Source organism: Acinetobacter sp. AYS6 (assembly GCF_025630795.1).
Classification (GTDB): Bacteria; Pseudomonadota; Gammaproteobacteria; order Pseudomonadales; family Moraxellaceae; genus Acinetobacter.
The window spans coordinates 470819-494445 of record NZ_JAOTNV010000005.1 but is presented as its reverse complement, the minus strand read 5'-3'; the positions used below and the strand labels follow the sequence as shown (position 1 = coordinate 494445).

The 23627-nt window shown below is 35.0% G+C and carries 24 protein-coding genes; 17 read left to right on the top strand and 7 right to left on the bottom strand.

Features of this window, described 5'->3' with window-relative positions; genetic code table 11:
• The 5 genes from OD757_RS07050 to OD757_RS07030 all read left to right on the top strand — a co-directional run bounded on the left by OD757_RS07050 (nt 1) and on the right by OD757_RS07030 (nt 5364).
• Entirely contained in the window at nt 1-522 is a 522-nt protein-coding gene (locus tag OD757_RS07050) for a hypothetical protein (protein ID WP_263031367.1), read from the top strand.
• A 110-nt stretch (nt 523-632) separates the two neighbouring features.
• The gene (locus OD757_RS07045; RefSeq protein WP_263031366.1) at nt 633-1760 is read left to right on the top strand and encodes an exodeoxyribonuclease VII large subunit; all 1128 of its coding nucleotides are present in this window, start codon (nt 633-635) and stop codon (nt 1758-1760) included.
• A 69-nt stretch (nt 1761-1829) separates the two neighbouring features.
• Nucleotides 1830-2705, top strand: coding sequence for a nucleotidyltransferase (locus OD757_RS07040; protein ID WP_263031365.1), 876 nt, complete (start codon nt 1830-1832; stop codon nt 2703-2705).
• Between the two features lie 159 nt (nt 2706-2864).
• On the top strand, nt 2865-4607 hold the full coding sequence (locus OD757_RS07035) for a hypothetical protein (protein WP_263031364.1): 1743 nt from the start codon (nt 2865-2867) through the stop codon (nt 4605-4607).
• 157 nt (nt 4608-4764) lie between these two features.
• On the top strand, nt 4765-5364 hold the full coding sequence (locus OD757_RS07030; RefSeq protein WP_263031363.1) for a pancortin-3: 600 nt from the start codon (nt 4765-4767) through the stop codon (nt 5362-5364).
• A gap of 129 nt (nt 5365-5493) precedes the next feature.
• On the opposite strand, the gene OD757_RS07025 is transcribed toward OD757_RS07030, so the two are convergent.
• Both OD757_RS07025 and OD757_RS07020 read right to left on the bottom strand, forming a co-directional pair.
• On the bottom strand, nt 5494-5994 hold the full coding sequence (locus OD757_RS07025) for a GNAT family N-acetyltransferase (RefSeq protein ID WP_263031362.1): 501 nt from the start codon (nt 5992-5994) through the stop codon (nt 5494-5496).
• Nucleotides 5995-6171: 177 nt separating this feature from the next.
• Nucleotides 6172-6768 carry a TetR/AcrR family transcriptional regulator gene (locus tag OD757_RS07020; RefSeq protein ID WP_263031361.1) on the bottom strand — a complete coding sequence of 199 codons (597 nt, stop codon included), beginning with the start codon at nt 6766-6768 and terminating at the stop codon, nt 6172-6174.
• Nucleotides 6769-7148: 380 nt separating this feature from the next.
• Between OD757_RS07020 and OD757_RS07015 the strand changes: the two genes are divergently transcribed.
• The 6 genes from OD757_RS07015 to OD757_RS06990 are packed head-to-tail and all read left to right on the top strand — an operon-like array spanning nt 7149 to nt 13014.
• Nucleotides 7149-8096, top strand: coding sequence for a metal-dependent hydrolase (locus OD757_RS07015; RefSeq protein WP_263031360.1), 948 nt, complete (start codon nt 7149-7151; stop codon nt 8094-8096).
• The gene (locus OD757_RS07010; protein ID WP_263031359.1) at nt 8093-8980 is read left to right on the top strand and encodes an alpha/beta fold hydrolase; all 888 of its coding nucleotides are present in this window, start codon (nt 8093-8095) and stop codon (nt 8978-8980) included. The genes OD757_RS07015 and OD757_RS07010 overlap by 4 nt, the downstream gene beginning before the upstream one ends.
• A gap of 51 nt (nt 8981-9031) precedes the next feature.
• Nucleotides 9032-10576: a DUF2306 domain-containing protein gene (locus OD757_RS07005; RefSeq protein ID WP_263031358.1), complete on the top strand. Its 1545-nt coding sequence runs from the start codon at nt 9032-9034 to the stop codon at nt 10574-10576.
• A 17-nt stretch (nt 10577-10593) separates the two neighbouring features.
• The gene (locus OD757_RS07000; protein WP_263031357.1) at nt 10594-11544 is read left to right on the top strand and encodes an alpha/beta fold hydrolase; all 951 of its coding nucleotides are present in this window, start codon (nt 10594-10596) and stop codon (nt 11542-11544) included.
• Nucleotides 11545-11588: 44 nt separating this feature from the next.
• Nucleotides 11589-12305: a glutathione S-transferase family protein gene (locus OD757_RS06995; RefSeq protein ID WP_263031356.1), complete on the top strand. Its 717-nt coding sequence runs from the start codon at nt 11589-11591 to the stop codon at nt 12303-12305.
• Nucleotides 12283-13014 carry an SDR family NAD(P)-dependent oxidoreductase gene (locus OD757_RS06990; protein ID WP_263031355.1) on the top strand — a complete coding sequence of 244 codons (732 nt, stop codon included), beginning with the start codon at nt 12283-12285 and terminating at the stop codon, nt 13012-13014. The genes OD757_RS06995 and OD757_RS06990 overlap by 23 nt, the downstream gene beginning before the upstream one ends.
• A 174-nt stretch (nt 13015-13188) precedes the next feature.
• Here OD757_RS06990 and OD757_RS06985 read toward each other — a convergent pair whose 3' ends face one another.
• Nucleotides 13189-14202: a helix-turn-helix domain-containing protein gene (locus OD757_RS06985; RefSeq protein WP_263031354.1), complete on the bottom strand. Its 1014-nt coding sequence runs from the start codon at nt 14200-14202 to the stop codon at nt 13189-13191.
• A gap of 386 nt (nt 14203-14588) precedes the next feature.
• Between OD757_RS06985 and OD757_RS06980 the strand changes: the two genes are divergently transcribed.
• Entirely contained in the window at nt 14589-14816 is a 228-nt protein-coding gene (locus OD757_RS06980; protein WP_263031353.1) for a hypothetical protein, read from the top strand.
• 50 nt (nt 14817-14866) lie between these two features.
• On the opposite strand, the gene OD757_RS06975 is transcribed toward OD757_RS06980, so the two are convergent.
• A complete protein-coding gene (locus tag OD757_RS06975) occupies nt 14867-15226 on the bottom strand; it encodes a hypothetical protein (protein ID WP_263031352.1) in 360 nt (119 codons plus the stop codon).
• 201 nt (nt 15227-15427) lie between these two features.
• Here OD757_RS06975 and OD757_RS06970 point away from each other — a divergent pair, with 201 nt between their 5' ends.
• Nucleotides 15428-15751, top strand: coding sequence for a hypothetical protein (locus OD757_RS06970; RefSeq protein WP_263031351.1), 324 nt, complete (start codon nt 15428-15430; stop codon nt 15749-15751).
• A 132-nt stretch (nt 15752-15883) separates the two neighbouring features.
• Nucleotides 15884-16327, top strand: coding sequence for a hypothetical protein (locus tag OD757_RS06965; protein WP_263031350.1), 444 nt, complete (start codon nt 15884-15886; stop codon nt 16325-16327).
• A gap of 252 nt (nt 16328-16579) precedes the next feature.
• On the opposite strand, the gene OD757_RS18305 is transcribed toward OD757_RS06965, so the two are convergent.
• The 3 genes from OD757_RS18305 to OD757_RS06955 form a co-directional block, all read right to left on the bottom strand.
• Entirely contained in the window at nt 16580-16741 is a 162-nt protein-coding gene (locus OD757_RS18305; RefSeq protein ID WP_411267183.1) for a carboxymuconolactone decarboxylase family protein, read from the bottom strand.
• A 30-nt stretch (nt 16742-16771) separates the two neighbouring features.
• Nucleotides 16772-16975 (bottom strand): hypothetical protein, encoded by a 204-nt coding sequence (locus OD757_RS06960; RefSeq protein ID WP_263031349.1) that lies wholly within the window; start codon nt 16973-16975, stop codon nt 16772-16774.
• A gap of 303 nt (nt 16976-17278) precedes the next feature.
• Entirely contained in the window at nt 17279-17881 is a 603-nt protein-coding gene (locus OD757_RS06955) for a TetR/AcrR family transcriptional regulator (protein ID WP_263031348.1), read from the bottom strand.
• 95 nt (nt 17882-17976) lie between these two features.
• On the opposite strand from OD757_RS06955, the gene OD757_RS06950 reads away from it, so the two are divergent.
• The 3 genes from OD757_RS06950 to OD757_RS06940 are packed head-to-tail and all read left to right on the top strand — an operon-like array spanning nt 17977 to nt 23590.
• Entirely contained in the window at nt 17977-19392 is a 1416-nt protein-coding gene (locus OD757_RS06950; RefSeq protein WP_263031347.1) for an efflux transporter outer membrane subunit, read from the top strand.
• A gap of 11 nt (nt 19393-19403) precedes the next feature.
• The gene (locus OD757_RS06945) at nt 19404-20558 is read left to right on the top strand and encodes an efflux RND transporter periplasmic adaptor subunit (RefSeq protein WP_263031346.1); all 1155 of its coding nucleotides are present in this window, start codon (nt 19404-19406) and stop codon (nt 20556-20558) included.
• Nucleotides 20558-23590: an efflux RND transporter permease subunit gene (locus OD757_RS06940; protein ID WP_263031345.1), complete on the top strand. Its 3033-nt coding sequence runs from the start codon at nt 20558-20560 to the stop codon at nt 23588-23590. Before OD757_RS06945 ends, OD757_RS06940 begins: the two co-directional genes overlap by 1 nt.
• The last annotated feature ends 37 nt before the right edge of the window (nt 23591-23627 follow it).

Genomic DNA, 23627 nt, shown 5'->3' with positions numbered 1-23627 from the left:
ATGAGTAAAATTGAGCAAGTCGTAAATTTCTTTCGTAATCATCCTCGGTTTCCATTTTTAAATTGGAATACTAATTATGATGATTACTGTGCTATGTTTTTATGTTTGACGAATATTTTAAAGTGCTATATTCCAAAAGAAACATATATGGATTCATCATATGGATACGGCTATATGGAGTTCAGAGGAAATCAGGATGGAATAGTTGCTTTTCCATTAACATGTAAATTGTCGGAATTGGAATTAGTTATTTTTTTAGGAACAAGAGAAATAATACAACATGATAATGGCGAAGCTTATTTTTCAGTTCAAATAAGTAGAGATGATCGTTGGGATGATCGTTGGGAAAGAAATGCTCCTGAAAATGAATGGTATAATGAGATTGCTATTCTTTTCGACTTTAATAATCCTGTGGCATTACAGAAAATAGATACTATTTTCAAAACAGTTTTTGAAAAAAAAATGACTTTTATAGATTTAAAATCGTTTGAAGAAAGTAATTTGAATTTTGACGATGCATAAATTGTCTAAATATTTAAGCTCACCTTTATTGGGATGGTGAATAGCCTAAATGACTTTATTTAGAGATAAAGCTTTAGGTTGGCATATGTATATAAATTTTAAGATGTGTTATGAACCAGAATTTTTTACCCACTTTTATGATCAGTGACTTACATAACTTTTTAAATGATACATTAAAAGCTTATATTGATCAGCGGAAACATGGACAACAACTTTTTTGTGTGCGTGGCATATTAAAAAATGTTGAGCAAGCAGTTGAAAACTCAAAATGGCCATCAGTCTATGATCTGATCATTCAAGATACAACAGGAACGATTGAAGTTGAGATTCCAAAACATCTACTATCTAGTTTCAAAAACGGTAGTTATGTTGAAATACATGGAGTGCCAACATTTAATTTTTTTAGAGAGCAATGCACTAAAAGATTAAAGGGGTACACTATACAGGCGATTGAAGATGATAGTGCAATACACGCCCTCCAGTCGAAGCTGTCAACATTAGATGATTTAAAAAAACATAGACCAAAGAGCCATACTTTCCCCAATTATTTTGATCTTTCAGTCGCTGTGATTTACTCCTCAGCAAGTAAAGTTGATATACAAAAAGACTTTTACAACTATCTTAATGAATATCGTGATGAGTTCAATTTTGATGAGAAGCCCATCAGCTTGAGTAACGTTGAAGCATTATCACAAGTAATAAGTTCCTGTGTTGACCACGATGTTGTTGTGGTCATTCGAGGTGGGGGAGGTAGTGATGCTTTTGATATCTTTAATGACGAAAAAGTATTAAATGCCTTTTCTAATTTGAATGGATATCGAATTGTAGGCTTGGGCCATAATTCCGATGTAACGCTTTTAGACTACTTGGCGGATCATTCTGCAATCACTCCATCAGATGCAGGAATACATTTAAAAGGGCAGTTTGATGAATTGTTTTCTAGAAATGACATCTTAGAGCAACAGAAAATTAAAATATTTAAGCTAGAGAATGACCTTAAAACAAAAAGTGATGATGTGATTGCTTTATCTGCCAATTTAAAGCAACTGGCTGATCGAACAGATATACAGACATTAATGAATGAAAATAAGAGTTTGGTGAAGCTTAATCATGAGCTAAAACAAAAAGCGATTGATAAGCAACAAATTGTAAGAGAGAAAAACTATATTTTAATATGTTTAACTGCTGTTGTAGCTATTATTGTTGGAATCCTTCTAGGGAGATATTTCTTAAACTAGTTTTGAATATTTGGTACCGAATAAAATTATTTATTAAATTCTAAAGAAAGTAAGGAGATCTAGAATAAGATGATTTCAGAAGACACTTTGGCTAGATGGACTGCCCCTTCTAGTGATACCGAACAAGAAAAGCAAGAAAGAGCTGAACGAATGATTCGCCAAGCAATTGATGAGCATGAACCTTTTAGAGAGTGTTCATTAAAGGTCTATGCAAAAGGCTCTTATGCTAACAATACAAATGTGCGGTCAGATAGTGATGTTGATATAGCAGTAGAATGTACTGAGGCGATGTATTGGGACGAATCTAAAAAAGGCAATTATGAAACACCAGGAGCTCTTTATAAGGGGATTTGGACACCCGAAAAATTAAGAGCAGAGCTAATTCTTGCAATGAAAAAGAAGTTCCCTGGTCAGGTGGATATATCAGGTGTAACAGCTATACAAATAAATGCTAATAGTGCACGTGTAAATGCTGATGTGGTTCCATGCTTTAGTTATCGCTATTACATGGAAAATGGACATAGAGATGGTACGAAAATCTTCAAGGTTGATGGTAAAAGTATAGAGAACTATCCATTGCAACAAATTAGAATGGGTAAAGATAAAAATATTAGGACAAATTATAATTATAAAAAATGTGTAAGAATTTTAAAACGTATTGAAAATACCATGGTAATAGAGGGTAAATATAAAGAACTTCCTTCATATTTCATGGAGTGTTTAGCTTACAATTGTCCTGATTATGTATTTAGCAGGTCGACATGGATAGAATGTCTTAAGGATATTCTTATTCATATTTATACTTCATTAAGTGGCTCTGAACCTACTGAAAATCGTTGGCTTGAGGTAAATGAATGTTTTTATTTATTTCATTCTAAACAAAAGTGGAACCGTCAGGATGGACGTGAATTTGCTCAAGCTGCTTGGAGTTATTGTGGATTTTAATAATATTAGTTTAAATAATGCTTCATGATTTTTAACTTATTAGAACTATTTGGATTATATCGACAGTTTTTTGGGAAGTTTAAAATTACTTATTGTTAAGAAGTCCATTATTTTAAGACACTATAAATGAATTGATTTTAATGAAAAAGGCTGGTTTGAATGTCTCGTGGTATTTATCTTTTTATGTGGGCATATCAAGAAAGTTTTAGAATATCATCTCAATTACTTATTCGAGATGTATTAAAAGAATTAGGAGCAGAAGGAAATGCTGAAGTTTTTTTGGTCGGTGCTCGAGCCCCTGAAAGTACAAATAAAAATGGGATATGTATTGAACCAGAAGATGGTAAATGGTCTCTTTCAATTTTTGAAGGATTATTAGATTCAATAGAGTCTATTTATGACACTCATCACTTAAAGAACATGTTTTATGGTGATGCACCAAGTATGCGTGATAAGCCAAAATGGATGCGTCAGGATTCAACTCGTAGAGCTGTTGAGAATGCGCTTAAAAGTTTTGATGATACGAATGCAGTCATTTCTTTTTGTGGTAGTACTCAACGTTTAGATGAATATTACATTACACCAGTAATCCAAATCCCTAATAGTACTTTCAAAAAATTTCCTACATTAAAACATAAGACTGGAGGAGAGCGTCAACAAGGCTATGGTTATCGTAGTTTAATACATGCTGCTATATCTACTGTTCTTAATGAGATATCTGAAAAACTTCAAACTCCAGAACCAGGTCGTTTTTCTTATAAAGCAATGAGAAGTTCTGAAGAAATTATACGTATTGCAGCGAGGGCTTTTTTACGGACACCAGGATTATCGATTGAACAAAAATATTATCAGGACGGTCTTTTTGATGAATTAAACCTCATTTCATCTCTCATGTATGAGGGAGCGCGAGGAATTGGTAGTTTAGTTCTTATTAACCCTGATAATGAAGCTATTGAATACTTAATTCGGTTTATTCAACCTGTACCATTTCGTGAACCACGGTGGGTTCGTAAGATTCTACAGATGGCAGTATCTGGGTCAGCTATTATTGCAGATAGTCACCATATTTACGGACTAGGTCAGCTCAAACACACACATGATTCACAAGAACAAGATGCTTTTACTATTAATTTTCTTGATCACTACTATTGGGAATTATGTTGCGGAGAATTAGTATTGCTTCGCAGTCAATATGGTGTACCCAAGCTGTCACAAGAACATTTTGATAAGCCATCTTTTATAGCAAACTATATTCGCTTATTTCCCCAATCTTCAGTTGAAGATAGTTTAAACCTCTGGAACTTATTACAAGTTCAGATAAAACAAGCATATGGCAGCATGATTGTAGTTATTGAAGATGCTGCAATTGAAGCTGAAAGGCTTAGTAAGCAAGGCACAACTATTATACCAACACGGTTATCTGAATCATTGCTTCGGAGTATTAGTCGTATAGATGGTACAATTTTGCTTGATCCTTACGGTATTTGCCATGCATTTGGTATTATTTTGGACGGAGAAGCAAATGATAAATGTACTCCATCTAGAGGGGCTCGATATAATTCTGGTGTTCGTTATGTATGCTCTGAGGGACGGCGTGGACTAGCTATAGTAGTTTCAGATGATAAAACAGTTGATATCATCCCTGAAATTCGCCCTTTAGTAAGTCGATCTTTACTTGAACGAAATATCACGGTTTTTAATACGTCTACAATTGATAATTATCATGATTCTAGGAATTGGCTTGACAAGCACCGGTTCTACATTAATGCTGAACAATGTGAGCAACTTAATTCAACAATTGTCCGTTTAGATAATTGCCCAAGAGAAGTGGGCCTTATTTATATTGGAACAAATAAATTTGAGGTACATCCTGATTTCGATGAAAGTTATCTTAGTAATTAATCTTGTTTAAATAAATTTTATGTTCTTAATAAACTAATTCTAAGTTATTTTATTGAAAATAAAATTTTATATATTTTTATTGATAACATCCATTAGTAATTTTTTTTGTTATCAATCGTATCAACATCGCCATTTTTGAAGATATGGGGAGTAATTTATGCATGATTATGCGGTCTTTGGTCATGATAGAGCATCAATTGGTAGATGGCTTGGTTTTGTTGCGATTGCAGTAGCTGGTGGAATTGCTCAAATTTTAGCTATGGCTAGTAATTTAACTGGAATTGATGCTTTTACAAAAGCTACTATTACTACGGGATTAGTGTATTTAGGTCTTCATTGGTTGTTTAATAAATGGATTTGGAAAGTTCCTTTCTTTGAAATCCCCAATATCAGCGGGTCGTGGAAAGTAACAGGTCAAACTTTGAATAATGAAGGTGATATTATATATAATTGGAATGGGGTAATTGGAATTGAGCAAACATGGAAATGTATTCTAATACATTTAAAGACTCAGACGAGCCAAAGCGAAAGCTATACGGCAACACTTTCCCGTAGATATGGACCGACAGGGGGATGGTTACTTAGTTATAGTTACAAGAGTGAGCCTGAATTAGAACAGTCACATGTGTTGAATTCTCACAAAGGGTATTGTGAAATTGAATTTGATAAAGAATTAAAGTATGGAAAGGCTTCTTATTTTAATAGTGCAGGTAGAAGAACTTTTGGTGTTATAAAATTAGAAAAGATAAGTGACTGAATAATTCTAAAAGATTTTAATTACTTAAATTGTTCTCAAAATGATTTGTTTTAGCCCTAACTTAAACTTATTAATACTCTTAGGGGCTTTATTAAAAATAATAATACGTATGTTGCAACGAGCACGATTTTATACGAGACTGATTTCTACCTGTCTCAAAAGCTCATATTCTTGAATAGACCTTTTCAACTGATCAATTGGAAGATAGAACTCATCTTTGAAACCCAATTTTTTCATAAAAGCTTGGCAATCTGGGTTTGGGCATTCTATTTCTAAATATTCATAACCAAATTTCTCCCCAAAAATGCAGAGCTCTTTTAGCAATGCAGTTCCATACCCTTGCTTCTGTTTCTTAAATCCGATACGAGCGACCACAATATATTTTTTATCATTATGATTATTACGGGTATATGTTCCGAATCTTAGATAAAGATCAATTAAACTTTTATTTAATGCAATATTTACCCTCGGTTGAGGGGTCCTTCTAATTAACTCAGGAGAGGAAACTCTTAGTCGTGAGTACCCAAATTTTTCTATGGCAAATCTTCGGACTAAACAAGAGATTTCTTTTTGTTCCTCTAATTCAATAAGCCCATTTTTTTCTGATTGTTGGCATGAGTCTATATTCATTTTTTACTCCAAAAATATAACTCTAATAATTATTGATAATATTGTTAATATTTCTGAGGAAAACAATAGTTGTAAGTATTCGAGATAAAGTCTGCTTTTAAATAGACCCTTTACTATAAGTTATAACTATATATGTAGTAAATAATAAAACTTCAAATTTAAATGATCTGATAATTTTTATATCTCCATTTCAAAATTTATGCTTGCCCATGCGGAGGCACAAAAATATTGTTTTAGTGATATTAAATCCGTTCGATAGCGTCCATTCAACCAATGCCGAGCATATTCATGTACTGGACCAATTAATAGCGAAATTACAAATTCTGGTGGATATTTTAATAATATCTCCTTTCCTTCTAATGCTGAAATAAACTCTTTCCAGTGCGTTTGCATTCCGAGTACAGATTCTTGAAAAGAGTTCTCCTGTTCTGAACTTGTTAAGATATGGCGCTGTTCAAAGATAAATTTGGCCCAAATACGATTCTGATAAATCCAGTCAATATTAGCATTTACAATTACTGTGACTACTTGGTGGATCGTTTTACACTTTTGCAATGCTTCTGAAAGATATAGAGAAAAATCTTTTAATCCCACCGTGTAAACAGCTAGAGCCAGTCCTTCTTTGCTCCCAAAATGGTGATAAAAACTTCCTACGCTGATCTTTGCCTCATCGCATACCATTTCAACGGTTGTCGCTTCTATTCCATGTAAATTGTATAGAGCGAGAGCATGTTCAATAACCAAGCGTTTTTTTAAAGATGTTTTTAGGCGCATGTTGATGATCAAAAAGCATAAATTAAAGTAAATGAATCGTTAGAAGTACGAAAGCTAAGAATGGTAACAATAGCATAGAACTTATAAGGGATATATGTATAAAACTATTGTGCCTTATCTTTAGAAAGTGAACCTGAGATTTGAGTCTGCTTAGCAACAGACTTTTGTTTTTATAAGACAAAAGATATCATTTGGGGACAAATTAGAATCTTATTCTAAAAAGAAATTGACAGAAATAGGTAACAGAATATAGCTTAATAATCAGTCTAGTTCTAAAGTGGAACTGGACTGTGGTTTTGAATTTAACAAAACATTGGATGTTAATTAATAATTTAAAACATTGCTGTAGGCCTTGTTTTATATGAATTGAGGTTAGTGGTATGTCAATAATTCCAACTCAAGTTTCAACTGCAGATTGGCCATTATTTCCACGTAAAGTTAAGTTTGAATGGTCTACATCACCATTACACTGGATACCGCAAAGTCCATTTGCGAGTCATATCGTGAACCAGTTTGGTTTTTCTCTAGTACGTGGTGAATATTTTTTTTGTAGAACTTTTAACAAAGCACTTCCTTATATACGTGATGAAAAACTCCGTAAAGATGTGGAAACTTTCATACGTCAAGAAGCAATTCATGCACAGGCGCATAAAGAATCAATAGAACAATATTTACAGCAATATGGTGTTGATATTCAGGATCAATATGCTAAAGCACAATATTTATTTGATCACATTTTAGGAGATAAACCTTTTGGTGTTGCACTGCCTAAGTTTTTGGAAAAACAATGGTTATTTGCACGAGTAGGTATCGTTGCTGCTGCTGAACATTATACCTGTGCTATAGGACAATATGTCTTAGACCATACACATTGGCAAGAAAGAGGTGCCGATCCAGTGGTTAGTGATTTGTTTACTTGGCATTGTGCGGAAGAGGTTGAACACCGAACAGTTGCTTATGATCTTTATCAACATTTAAGTGGTAACTACTTAATGCGTGCTGGAATTATGGTGGGTGTTCTCCCAATTCTCACTTATATTGTCGCTGCTGGAACGGCTAAACTGGCAAGTACTGATACAACTATACCAAAGTCAAAAACTAAACTGACGAATTGGAAGTTCTGGAAAGAATGGCAAAAAGCACATCAACAACATCTTGCCCCTGGTCCAATATGGTTCCTGACGACAGGCATACGCTTTTTTAAACCTAGTTATCATCCCTATCATGAAGGCTCAACTGAACAGGCAGTTGCATATATTAACCAGTCACCTGCTGTTTTAGCATATCAGCAGATAAATGACGTAAATAAGCCGGTAATGATGTCATGAATAGCCAATTATTAACTCGACAATATGTGGCTTCAACTGATGTTAAGTTGGCGGTATATCAATGGGGCACAGAGAATAGTTCTGCTGGAACGATCGTACTGGTCCATGGTTATCCAGATTCCGCAGAAGTCTGGAAAAAGATAGCTACATTACTTGCAAAAGATTTTCATGTGGTTGCTTATGATGTACGGGGTACGGGTGCTTCTTCAAAGCCAAAATCCAAACAGCAGTATCAATTTTCTGAACTAGTCCAGGATCTAAGTGCCGTAATTGATTTTGTTAGCCCTGATAAACCTGTCCATCTAGTTGGTCATGATTGGGGGGCTTTACAATGTTGGGAAGGGGTATTGGATGATAAGTTAAAACACCAAGTATCATCTTATGTTGCTCTTGCTCCGAGCCTTGATCATGTCGGTTGGTGGTTCCAGCGCAAACTACAGCAGAAAAATTTAAATGGCTATTTGCAGTTTGCTCAACGTGCTATAGGTTCATCCTATATGGGGTTGATGTTGTTGCCAATATTGCCTGAGTTAACTTGGCAGATGGGCTTAACTCATTTATGGCCTAAATTAGTAAGTAAACTTGAGCGTACCACTGTAGTACCGGATTCATCACAACATGCGAATGCAGTAAATGGTATTCAATTGTATCGTTTAAATCTAGTCGAGCTTTTAAAAAGACCCACAACTCGTAAAACCAGTATACCCGTCAATATGCTAATCATGACGAAAGACCCTTTTGTACCAGAAATGCTTTGTCAAGGTCTGGAAGAATGGGTAGAAAATATTGAATATAATCAGGTGGAAGCAGGGCATTGGGGTATTCTCAGTAAACCTGATGAAGTCGCAGGGCATATTGCTCAATTTGTGAATCAGCATATCTGATTCACTTAAATAATTCATATGGATATTTATAATTAAAAAGAGGGGAGAGGCATGAGCGTACAAACATTTAATGTAATCCAAAAAATATCACCGGTTGCCAAGTTCACGTTTCTTTTAATTTTATTCGTGATTACCTGTATTGCAGGAATTATTTCTTTGCTAGAAGCTATTCACTTTTTCCAGTTCTTACTTAGTGATGATGCACCTCAAGTAGTTTCTCAAGCAATACAACAGCTACGAGCTAATCCCACATTAGAAAATACCAAAATTTTAGGCGCAGAGTTGTGGGGATTATCATCTTTATCTAATGTAAGTCACTATGTCGATTCTAGATTACTAGAGCAGGGACTTTACTATGCGAGTATGCCAAAAACTAATCAGGCGTTACTGTTTGTACATGTAGTGCTTGGTGGCTTTTGTATGCTATTGGGGGCTTTACAATTCTGGCCATCATTTCGTAAAAGATATATGACAATTCACCGCAAAATAGGGACAGTTTATATTGCTACTGCGCCGTTTTCTGTAGTGATGGCTATGATTTACCTTGTTAAAACAGCCCCTCATCACTTATATGATCATTTAATTGCATGGATTGCACTGTGGATTTTCGGTGCATTCGCGCTACTTTCCATTTTCATGGCAATTCGTGCTATACGAAATAAAAAAATTTATGAACATCAAGCATGGATGGCTTTATCTTTTTCTTCACTGCTAGTTGCACCATTGTTGCGTTGGGATTGGGCATTACTGGTTTCTCTCTTTCCACATATTGATCAGGAAACATTAAACCTAGTCACTATGGGCATGATGTTGCCTCAGACTTTATTAATTGGTTATATCTTGGTTGTGATCAATAGACAGTTTAATCGGCCAATGAGTCAACGCAAACCTGAAAGCTTTGCATTAAGAATCAGTAATATATTCCTGGTACTTTCACCTCTATGGTATGCAGTAGCGATAGGTTCAACAGTTATTGTAGGACTATATTTCTCCATAGGTGGATTGTCAGGCTTAAAGTTTGCTCATACTTTAATTCCTCATGAATTAATTATAAGAGAAGAACAGGTTATTAGTGATTTGGGGTTCAGGAAGTGGTTATTAGTTCTTACCAATGGGGCTGCTCTAATTTTAGGTATATATACATTACAAGCATTGCTTAAAGCGACAGCTAAAACGTTATCTAAACCAGTACATCTGTTTGGTAAAACAGCAGCCATTTTTGCTCTTATTGCAGGTGGATTGGCTATTTCTGTTGGCTCTCAGATCGGTTTACAACCCGATAGAGTACTTCTGGCTGGCGGCACAATGTACATTATTAATGGTGCATTTTTAGTGCTATTTTCAATGATATTTTTAGTGGCCCAGTACAGACAGCAGTTTGCGATCATGAAAGAAAGTATGGTCTTTCTGATCTGTATGTTGCCTTATTTGTCATCCTATGTTCTTACCTTATGGGTATTGCAGTTTATACACCTACCTACAGATTACGTCATTGCTGGACAGGGCTTTGCAGTGCCGATAGGGTTTAGTACAGGACTATTATTCGTAGCCTTTCTTTATGTAGTTTATGGTCAGGCAACACGTGAACACAATTGATAATGTGGAGAAAAATAATGAAAAAACCAGATTTATATATCGATTCTGCTTCAGTCAAGATTGCTGTTTACACTTGGGGACGTAAACCGACAATTGATCAGCCCAAGGAAGTATTGATCTTTGCTCATGGTTTTCCTGATAGAGCATTGTTCTGGGAAAAGGTCGCTAAGCAGCTTGAACATGATTTTTATGTGGTCGCATTTGATCAACGGGGATGTGGAGAGTCATCACATATCCGAGGTATGAAGCACTATAAATTCGAACTGCTTGTTGATGATTTATTTGCAGTAATTAACGCAGTTAGTCCTAACCAAAAAGTGCATTTAATCGGTCATGACTGGGGGGGGATTTATGGCTGGGATGCGATAAAAGAAGATCTAGGACAGAAAAAAATAGCATCTTTTATCACTATGTCTCCTAGTCTTGACCAAATTGGATTTTATTTACGTAAACGTTTGCTAAAGCCTACTCCGAAAAATTTATATCAGGTTATTGCACAATTGTTTCGTAATAGTCTTATGACATTTTTTACTTTACCGATATTACCGGAGTTAGTGTGGTATAGCGGTTTAGGCTTGTTGATGATGCGTATTATGGTCAAGCATTTTGAGAATATTCCTTTACAAGTATTTGCAGGAGTTGAGGGAGATGCTATTCGTTATTTAGGTATCTATCGGGCCAATATGCTACAGCGTGTATTCTCTCCTCAACAATATACAGTGGATGTTCCAGTACATTTGTTATTGGCTAGTGGTGATCCATTTTTACCTCCCCATCTTTTTGAGCAAACAAATCAATGGGCGAATCAATTAACTGAATCGACTGTTGATGCTGCACACTGGGCACCCGCAAGTCGTCCGGTTGAAATGGCGGAGGATATTCGTCAATTTATTAGATCATTAGTTCCTACGCAAATAGGTCTAAAAACACGAGCAAATGAATTATTAGGAAAGGCTAACATCAATTAAATTAAACGATTAAATACAATAATGAGAAAAAGGTAGATAATTAAATGGCTCAGAAAGTAGTTCTACATCAGTGGGAAATTTCCCCATTTTGTCAGAAAGCAGCAAGAACCTTAAGGTTTAAGGGAATTGATTTTGAAACTGTTAATTATAATGGAGTGCTAGGTGCAAAGGTTCCGTTACTTAGTAAGGTGGGTAAAGTTCCTGTGCTCGATATTCATGGCCAGCGTATTCAGGATAGTACACGTATTGCCCGTTATCTAGATGAAAACTACCCCGATGCACCAAGGTTATATCCAAAAGATCCTACTCAACGGGCTTTGGCAGAGTTATGGGAAGACTGGGCTGATGAATCATTATATTTTTATGAAGTTTACTTGCGGGTCAATGATCCAGAAGCCTTAAAAGAGTGTATCCGCATCAGTAATATGGGGCGTCCAGCTTATGAAAAAATGATGGTAAAGGCTTTTATTCTGGCAGAACTGAAAACTCAGTTGTTCTTTCAGGGGCTAGGCCGTATGAAAGCTGAGGATATTCATACAGAGTTTCGAAGTCATCTTGATCGCATTGAGCAAGTATTATTGCAGACGGGATGGCTAGTGGGAAATACACAGACGATTGCAGATATAGCTGTCGTTGCACAACTTGGTGAAGTAATAAGGACTAGTAATAAGTTTGGTGCAGAGATATTGGCACGTCCAGCAATTGCCTCATGGTATAAGAAACAATGCGAGTTAAGCCATGCCATTATCTCAAAAGAATAAAATAATACGTTGTGCGGTAGTGGTTGGAGTTGGTGCTTCTCAAGGCATTGGTGCCGCTATTTGTCGCCGATTTGCTAAAGAAGGGTTGCTCGTTTATGTTGTTGGAAGAACAGAAAGCAAACTACAAATTATTGTTGATGAAATTTGCCAGCAGTGTGGTAATGCAGTAGTTCACAAATTAAATGATACAAATGATTTAGAAGTAACCTTGTTGTTCAAAAGTATTAAACAAAAGGGACAGATACTTGATGTTGTAGTTCATATAGTTGGTGGAAGTGCATCATCTTATTTTTTAAGAACTCATCTTAGTTGTTTAAAATTTATGTGGCAGTCTGCTTTTGTCTCAGGATTCTTGATTGGGCGGGAGGCTACAGCAATTATGAGTGAACAGGGGCATGGGAGTATCATCTTTACTGATACTAGTATTCCCTTACGGGATAAGTCTTCTTCTTCAGTATTTACAATGGGTAAATCTGCTTTACGTTCTTATGTTTTGAATCTTGCCAAAAATTGTGAGTCAAATAATTTAAATATTGTACTTGATGGGATGGAGGATGGTGATCGTATTATTAAATCATTATACAGTCGAAGCCGTTTCGTAAAAAACAGACATGGTATAAGCGAGTTAAATGATGACGTGATTGCAGAAAATTATTGGAAGCTATATCTGCAAAAACTGAGTTATGTATCAAAAAAAGACAAAAATTAATATCAAGAGGAATTTTTAATTAGTTAAAAGATCAAGTAGTTAAATTATTTAAAATTTTAATGTAGTATATTTTGTTATTAAATAAATATTCTTATTATGGCGTGTGAGATAAATTTTTAATTAAAATATTAAGTGTGTATTTTATAAAATAATTAACTTTTAGATACTAATTTATTAAAATTTTCTATTGCTAAATTCACGCGGAGTTTTCCCTGTCCAAGTTTTAAAAGCTCGGCCAAAACTAGTTGTATCGCGAAATCCTAAATATTTAGCTATTTGTTTCTGGTTAAGTTTATTTTGTAGAAGTAATTTAATAGCTTTCTCCTTTTTATAATTTATTATTATCTCACGAAAGGTTTCACCTTCTTTCTTTAGTTTTCTTCTCAATGTTCTTTCATGAAGATTAAGCTTGCTAGAAATAATATTTTCGTTTGGAATTTCTTCTTCATAACAATCTAAAATAAAAATAATCTTATCCTTGAGAGAAGTCTCTTTTTGTATAATTGATTGAGAGGAATTTAAAATAGAGTAAATCTTTTCGCCGAGTACAGAATAACTAAGGGGAGAGCGGAAACAAAAATAATCGGCTTCTCTAATTTGATAAATTATAGAGTTTTGCTTGGCATTGAATTCAATATTATTACAATTTAATAAATTATTATATAAGGATGAGTAGTGTGGAGGTGGATATACCAAAGTGATTTTTTGTGGTTTACCTAAATTTGGAAGATGAGTAGAAACTAAATGTATAATTTCACCTAAATGGTATTCAGTTGAAAAAATATATTTTAAAGAGTTTCCTTTTTTTATATTAGATGGGGTTACGGAAAAAATTAATGATGAGTTTTTATAGTCTACTTTAATAGTAGATAGGGGTGTAGTATTTTGGTGATTTTTTAAATAATATTGAATAGCATTAGAGTATGAGTTTTGTATTTTGAGTCCAATTTCTAATAATGGATAAGACGATAGGATAATACTATTTGCTGCAAAAAAAGGTAAGCTATAGTCCTTTAAGGAAAGATAAATGTCGATAATTTCTTCAATTACATCACTTGTTGAGTTTTTATATATTAGATCTAAGAATTTTGTATCTGCAATAAGTACTTTGTACTTATATAGGTCTATTAATTTTTTAGAAAAGAGATATTGAAGTAAAATTTGAGGATGCTTTAGCTGACTAAACATAATTTAAGAAAAAAACCTAATATATTACTAAAATTCATCACAATTAAATTAATAGTACAAAAATAATAATTTCTATTCATTTGATTTTTTAGATATTTAAGGACTTTTTTTAAACATTTTTGGTCTTAAATGTGGGAAATTAGAAATAGTTCTTTAATCAATTAAATATTGATTAATAAGTTTAATTTTTATAAAAAAATTGTATGTTTTTCACTCTGAATTTTAAAAAGAATAGAAAAAATATTTTTTATCGGACATTTTATAAATATAACAGGACTGTCTGTAAGTAATTCATTGAAATAAAATGTTTTTTTTAGTTATATATTCTCATGTATTTTTTAGATTTATATGATCTCTAAGTAAGTAGTGGAAATTGAGTGTAAATTATGAATTTATTTCAACCAGCTAAAAAAGTTTCTAAGGTATATTTTCGTTTTGGTGAGCATACATTTGTACTTTTAGCCATATTTATATTTTCTGCTGCGAAACAAAATTGGACTAATGAGGAAATAAAAAAAGTAGTACAAGAGGCAAAAAAAGCAGATTATAAATATCTTGTGAAAGTACTAAGAAGTCACTCTACTGCTTATGATTATATTGATTGTTATCATTGATTTCATTTTATCTAATATGTTCTAAATTTAATATTGTGGATATTATTGCTCTAGTCAAAGTTTATTAACAATATTACAGATGAATTGTTTATTTTTATTAATTCTAATTCTTGTGTGCTTTGTATGAATTTAAAAGATTTTTTGATAAAAAGATCAGCATTGTTATATTTATTTTTCTCTCTAATAATATTGTCTTTGGCTAGGTTTATATTTTTTATTTTATCTGATGTGTTTATTTTACAAGTATGTTTTGAAAACTCTTTATAAGTATTAATGCACTCAGAGTCTATGATTAAACCTGAAAAAATAATTTTTCCTGTTTCTTTGAATTCATTAGCTTGTATTTGATTTGTAAATAAAATGGTTGCGGTAAGAGTTAAAATTTTTTGCTTAAAGAAATGTTTATTCATATTTTGATCGTTAAGTAAAACTAAGAATACGTATGGATATTTAAGAATTTCTAATTGTATTTTTAGTTTTTTGTTTTTATCGGACAATTTTTAGATATAAAAGGAAATTTTAAATTTTTAAAAAAATAAATGTTATTTTATAAGTAATAAAAAATTAATATCTTTTTAGAAAATACTTGAAATAAAAGAGTGAGTTCTTTGATGATTAATAAACTATTTATAATTTCTCCTTTTTTATTATTAGGATGTTCTCTACAACCAATTGAGACTTTTGAATTGGAGATAAATTATTTAAATGATGAAAATAGTAATCTTATTGCTTTAGAAAAAAAGTTAGAGCCCCAATGTGAACAGGCAATTGCAAATTTAAAGTTTGGTATTGTTAATAAGTCTCTGAATATTAAAGAGTTAATAGAGAATCAAGATAGTGTTTGTGGAAATCTCTATTATGTCGTTAATAAAGTACTTGAAAATAATCAAAGGTTAGTTGATCTTGAACTCTTAATTCAAGAGAAAAGTAACTGATGTTAAATTATTGTCCTAATAATATCCTAAATAGGTTGAAATTTAGATAAATTAGGACATTTTATTAAACTGAATTTTAAAAATATATTATATATATTAAAGTTATTCGAGTTTTAAATCTAAGTTTGAATTATGAATTATTTTTCCTTTTTGGTTGGTTTAGTAGCAATCTTTAATTTTAATTTTGTCTATGCGGATTATGAAAATTCAATATATTTTGTTCAGTCTAATATAAAAACATCAAAAAAAGATAGTTGTATTCTAAGAAGTGTGAGTGAGTTAGATTTTAAAAAATATTCTGAGAAATTGTTAATTGGAAGTAATGGTGTTTTTTATGATTGTAATAATGAAAATACACCAACTGTAATTATTTTTTTTGTTGGTAATAAGAAATTAAATATATTTAATGATTTGGGTGATTTTTTGAGTAATGATGTAAGTGATAAGATTGTGCTTATTGATGCTAACAAGTTAAGTAAAATAAAGAGTAAAGACTTTATAGTTCCTAACAATGATGTTTTGATTGAAAAATCGTTTTTATATAGAAATTTTGTAATTGAAACAATTATTTTTTAATTTTAATTTTATTTAAAATATCAATCTATCGTATATTAAAATCAATTATATTTATAGTTTAAAGTGAATTGTATTATCATAGACCTGTTAATGCGAAGGTGTCAGAAAAATGGATGATCTGAGTATTTTAAACATAAAACTCTGAAACCTATCACGCTGTAAAGAAGGTATCTCAGCGTGATTATTTCTTACAAAAGAATATATGGGCTAATATTATTTTTATAAATAATGAACACGCAGATCATGTGATGATTATTTCTTATCCTTTGGTGGAGCATTCACAATCTCCTGAATATGCACAAGTGCATTTCTTACCGCGGCACCGCCCGCGTAAAACAACATTTGCAATATGGTTTCGATGATCTGTGTTCTGCTAGCTCCAGCATTAAGTGCAGCTTCGGTATGGGCTTTCAGTTGTGGTACGGGATGTCCGAGGGTGACACATTAAGCAATTACCACTAACTCACGGGTTATTGGGTCAAGACCCTCACGGCTCATAATGCCACCCATTGCCCATTCAATAGTGATATCCGTAAAGTCAGGACAGATATCGGCCATATCCTGACGTAAGGCTTCACCCGCTCCATTTCCGTACAATTGATTAAACAGAACTAGCCCGCGTTGGCGTAATTCAGGTTGTGTGATCATGTCGCTTCTCTAGTGGGGAAGAAGCATTAATTAAATAACAATGTATGACTTAGAAAAACATGCTAAAACTTGCATTACTATCAAGTCATACTTGTTAATCATGCATGCGCTTGATCATGGCAGTCAAGGACATATCAGAAAGCATCTCATCACTACGTGGTGTAGGGAAAATAAATTTATCAGGTTGAGGGTGATTTTCTTCAAATATAATTTTAAGAGTCAGGTGACAAAGGCATTCAAAAATGTTGTAGCGAACTTCTTGGAGTTTAAGAAGTTCTACTAAATCATTTCTAAGCTAATGTGTTATTTATAAATCTTAAGAAAAGTTTCTATTGCCCGTTTATTGGCTGCCTTAATCCATTCTTCTGTTAAAGGAAGATCTAAACCAAAATATAAAATATCCATAAACTCAGCTTCTACCAAAGCTCTAAAGTGACATTCTGCTATTTCTGCATTTGCTTGTTTTAAATATCCCTCATCCATCGCTTTTTGCAAAATAGAGGTCATAAAAGCCTTAGCGCCTTGTGGCCCTCGTTCATAGAATTTTTTTCCTAAATGGTTATGTCTTCCCTCTGCGATTAGTAACCTTCTAATTGCCAAGCCGTTTTTAGAATAGGCTGAACGAATCATATGCGAAGCCAATATCATGAGATGATTTTCTAAATTATCCGGATTTTGCTCAAGTTTTAGCATTTCATCAATAAAACCGACTTCTGCTTCACGTAGAAGTGTTTCGATAAATAATTCTGCTTTTGAAGCAAAGTGACTATACAGCGTTGCTTTAGAAACTTGAGCTACATCTCGTATGGCATCCATGCTGGAGTTTTCATACCCATTTAATTGGAAAACTTGACTAGCGGCATCAAGGATGATGTTACGGGTTACTTCACTCTTTACTTTTGCCATTAAGTTTTTCCTCTAAAGCCAAGGGGGCTATTGTAAGTTTGACAATCAAATTTCGTCAAACTAAACTAAACCGTCTAGTTTAGTTTTTATTTCGCATGAAACCTCAAATTTATTCATTGCTGTTGTATTCAACCATTCCATTCATATTTGCTGGCTGTATGCATACTTCTTATCAGCCTCCCAAATCCCAAGTTACAAATGTTTGGTCACAAAATACTCCTAATTCAAATCATAAAGTTGATGACCTGACACAGTGGTGGTCACAGTTTAATGATCCAGTTTTAGGGAAATTGATTGAAGTAGCACAGGACAATAGCCCTAACTTACTTAAAGCATGGGCCAGAATTGAACAGGCAAGGGCGACTTTAACCACATCAAAAGCCAGTATGTTGCCTTCTTTGACTGGGAGCGCCTCAGCGAAAAGAGCGAAAGATAGCCAAGTTTCTAATCAGGGGACGGGCAGTTTAGATGCTTCAGGGGAAATTGATTTATTTGGCAAGATTCGAAAAAAGAATCAAGCAGCCCAGTCTCGTATCGAAGCTCGGCAAGATGATTGGCATGATGCCCGCATTTCGCTTGCGGCAGAAGTGGCAGATGACTACGTGCAATATCGGTCCTGTGAATTATTGGTTACGGTTTATCAAAATGAACTGCAATCGATGCAAAAAACTGAACAAGCAAATTCTCAAATGGTCAAAGCCGGATTTACTGCACCGATGGATGGCGCTTTATCGCGTGCCAATCTTGCGAGTACCCAGATGAATCTTCTTAACCAACAAAAACAATGTGATTTATTGGTAAAAACCCTTGTACAGGTCACGGGGATGCAAGAAACCACATTACGTCCACTACTCAATAGTGGAAAGTCAAAAAGCTTACCAAAACCAGCTTTGTTTAATGTTTCAGATGTTCCCGCACAGATGTTGCAACACCGCCCTGATATTGCCGCATTAGAACGTGAAGTTTATGCCACTTATGCCGAAATTGGCTCTGCACAAGCCGATCGTTATCCGAGCCTTTCACTAACAGGCGTTATTAGCACGGTTTTAACTGGTGGAACATCGGCAGCTTCATGGTCATTTGGACCAGCTCTCTCTTTACCCATTTTCGATGCAGGTCAGAAAAAAGCTGCGGTAAGAAGTGCCAAAGCAGCATATGTATCTGCAATTGCAGATTATCAATCGGGGGTAAGATCGGCAGTGAGTGAAGTTGAACAAGCCTTAGTACAGTTAAATTCGATTGCTGCCCAAGAGCAGGCATCGGAAAACTCTGTTCGGGAGTATGAAAATTACTTTAATGCCCTGCAATTAAGTTGGAAGGCGGGCAATACCAATTTACTAGATTTGGAATCGGCAAGACGTTCCGCACTTTCAGCACAAATGAATCAAATTGAATTACAAACCAGTCGTGTACAGCAATGGATTGCTTTGTACAAGGCAATGGGTGGTGGCTGGCAAAAAAATGCCACCGTTACTGAACCCAAGACAAGTTTGAAAGAAATTAATTTTTAAGGATTGGCACCATGAACAAAGCGATACGACTGAAAAAATGGATGATAATCGTCCTGGTGATTGTGCTGATTGCAGTCGCAATATTTTTGCTATTCATTAAAAAAACAACACAAAATAAAAGTAATGATTCTGTCCAAAGTGAGCAAAGTGTCTTATCTGTACAGGTAGTTTCTCCAAAAACTCAAATTTGGGAAAACACCATTAGTGCGACTGGCCCTATTGGGGCTTGGCAGGAAATAATTGTTAGCCCCGAGATTAGTGGATATAAAATTGCACAGCTCTATGTTGATGTAGGTGATCATGTAAAGAAAGGTCAGCTTTTGCTTAAACTGGCAGATGACAGTTTGAAAGCCGATTTACGTAAGCAACAAGCCAATCTTCGTCAAAATCAGGTCAGCCTGCAACAAGCAGTATCAAATTTAAAGCGCGCTAATATTATTGGGGAGGGAGGCGCACTATCTGATCAACAATTAGAAGAATATCGTATTAAGGTAGAGTCTGCTCAAGCGAGCGTAGCTTCTGCTCAAGCAGACGTAGATAGTACTAAATTAAAACTATCGCAAACCCAGATTTACGCCATAGATAATGGGGTGGTTTCTTCTAAATCCGCCGTATTGGGAAATGTCGTCAGCTCGGGAACGGAGCTGTACCGTATGATTCGTCAGGGACGTATGGAATGGCATCCTGAAGTGGACGCTAAGCAGATTGATGCAATTCAAATTGGTCAGAAAGTGAATCTTTCTTTATCCAATGGTCAGCAATTAAATGGCACGGTTAGAAGTATAAGTCCGGCTTTATCCAATAGTACTGGGCGTTCTAGTCTCTATGTCAGTTTAAACTCTGGAGATGCCCATGTTGGTATGTTTGCCAATGGCAAAATTAGTGTAGGAAAAAGTGCGGCAAATACTATTCCTCAATCTGCGCTCGTAATGCGTGATGGACGTTCATATATTTATCTGGTTGGTCAGGACCAACGCGTTAAAAGTGTAGTCGTAGAAACAGGACGACGTGAAGGGCAGGATGTTGAAATTTTATCAGCGTTGGCAAGCAATGCTCACATTGTAGAGAAGGGGGGTGCATTTTTATCAGAAGGAGTCAAAGTTAAGATTTTGCCTTCTGAAAAGACTGTTGAACATATGACACAACCACAAGTAGGAGCACCATAATGAATGTTTCTGCTTGGTCAATTAAAAATCCAGTCCCCGCTATTTTACTCTTTTTCTTTTTAACGGTATTGGGTTTATTCGGCTTCTATCATTTGGGTATACAAGATACACCAGATATGGATTTACCCACTATTCAGATTTCAGCCAGTTTAGAGGGTGCAGCGCCAGAACAACTGGAAACTGAAGTGGCTAGAAAAATTGAAGATAAGTTAACATCTTTAAGCAAACTAGATCATATTACGACCATGATTTCGGATGGTCAGGCAACGATTTCTGTTAGTTTTGAGCTAGAAAAAGATGGAGAAGAAGCACTTTCAGAAGTACGCAATGCTGTAGATAGTGTGCGAGCAGAATTGCCTAGTAGTATGAATGATCCCACAATCTCCAAAGTAAATATCTCAAATACAGCCTTACTTACCTATACCATTGAATCTGACAGTTATGATGCCAAAGATTTATCTTGGTTTGTTGATAATGATGTGACCAAAGCGCTCATGGCTGTTAAAGGGGTAAATACCATTAGCCGTATTGGGGGACTTGACCGTGAAGTGCAGATTGAGCTTGACCCTAGCTTGATGGCAGGAATGGGAGTGATGCCTTCTGATGTATCGACTCAACTTAAAGCAATGCAACAAGATGCATCTGGCGGTCAGGGACGTATAGGTGGAGAACGTCAGTCAATCAGAACTTTGGCAACGGTTAACCATGTTGCAGATGTAGGGGCGATTAGCATCCCATTGTCTAATGGAAGTTATGTCAGGCTCGATGAAATTGCGACGATTAAAGATAGTTATTCAGATCTGACCTCAAGAGCCTATCAAAATGGTAAAGCCACGGTTGGCTTCCAGATTAAACGATCTAAAGGTTATTCTGATGTGAGTGTTGTTGATGGGGCAAGAGTTGCCATTAGCAAATTTCAAAAAGAACACCCAGAAGTAAAGATCAAAGAAGTGAGTAATACAGTTGACCCGATTAAAGATAATTATCAGGGTTCAATGGATATGCTTTATGAAGGTGCATTTCTTGCAATTGTGGTGGTTTGGCTATTTTTAAGAAACTGGCGGACAACATTAATTTCTGCTGTTGCTTTACCTTTATCAATTATTCCTGCCTTTGGAGTCATGTATTTACTAGATTATTCATTAAACATGATTACCTTATTAGCGTTATCTCTTGTAGTCGGCATTTTAGTAGATGATGCGATTGTTGAGGTTGAAAATATTGAAAGGCATTTGCGGCAAGGTAAAACTCCCTATGAAGCAGCAATGGAAGCCTCAGATGAAATTGGGTTAGCGGTTATGGCTACAACTCTGACCTTAGTCGCAATTTTCTTGCCTACAGCATTTATGGGAGGAATATCAGGTTTATTTTTTAGACAATTTGGTATTACTGCATCTGTTGCCATTTTAGCTTCGCTATTAGTTGCCCGTTTACTTACCCCAATGATGGCCGCTTATCTTTTAAAACCTCCTCGTGAACAAACTCAGGCTGAAGAAAAAGTTGGACGGATAATGTCCACCTATAAATCACTTGTTCATTGGACATTAGGACATCGTAAAACAACGATGCTATTGGCGACAGGCTTCTTTCTATTGACTGTAGTTGTAGGTTTACAAAATTCTGTTTCTTTTTTGCCTGCTCAAGACAAATCGCAATCTAGCGTCAAATTGGAATTACAGCCTGGTTCAACCTTGAATGAAACCAATGCTATCGCACAACAGGCGGATGTGATTATTCGAAAGATGCCGGAAGTAAAAGATGTATTTATGTCAGTTGGTGGTGATGATGTCACCAGTGCAACTTTAACAGTAGATTTGGTCGCACGTGATAAGCGAGAGCTTAAGCAGGTAGCTGTAGAGCAGAAAATTCGGGAAAAGTTAAAAGCACTTTCAGGCGTCCGAGTAACTGTAGGAGGTGGCAATAGTGGTGAAAAGCTCGAATTAACATTAGCCAGTGATAACCCTGATCTATTAACACAGACTGCTCACAATGCTGAAAATCAGTTAAGAACATTGAAGGGGATCGGCAATGTAAGTTCGGATGCTGCAATTGAGCAACCTGAAATTCAGATTCACCCTGATAAAGCGTTAGCCGCTTCATTGGGTGTAACCTCAGAAGCCTTAGCAGACACCATACGCTATGCAACCTATGGTGGATATTCATCCAATTTACCTAAACTGAACTTGTCTCAGCGTCAGGTTGCCATGCGAGTACGTATGAATCCAGAACTACGCCATGATCTTGATAGCATTGCGAACTTACGAGTCAAAGGAACAAATGGAACTGTGGCATTAGGTAGCGTTGCAAAAATTGATATTGCCAGTGGTCCTTCACAAATTAACCGTATTGATCGTTTGCGTAATATTACTTTATCTGTAGAACTCAATGGTCTAGCGACTGGTGAGGTGCAAAATGAGGCAATGAAACTGTCCTCGCTCAAGACTTTACCACAAGGGGTAAAATTGGTTAAACAAGGTGAAACACAACGTATGAGTGAAATGCTGCAAAGTTTTGGTCTAGCTTTCTTTATTGGAATTGTTTGTGTTTATGCTGTTTTGGTATTGTTATTTCATGACTTCATGCAACCCGTGACAATTCTTTCAGCATTGCCGTTAGCATTAGGAGGGGCATTTGTTTCCCTCTACATTTTTGGTTTGCCTTATTCTATGCCTGTTGTCATTGGTATTTTAATGTTAATGGGTATTGTGACCAAAAACTCAATTTTATTAGTGGATTATGCCATCATTGCCCGACGAGAAAAGAATTTTTCTCGATTTGAAGCGGTCATGGATGCCTGTTCTAAACGTGCTCGACCAATCATCATGACAACTTTAGCAATGGGAATGGGAATGATGCCTAATGCTTTAGGGTTAGGTGCTGAACCAAGTTTTAGACAACCGACGGCTATTGTAGTGATTGGTGGTTTGTTAACATCCACTGTATTAAGTCTATTGGTTGTGCCTGTAGTCTTTACTTACATTGATGATCTATTGATGTGGTTTAGAAGAAAAATGGCAGGTTCAAAACATTAATTATTGATACTTAATCTCTACTAAATCTTTTTCAAAA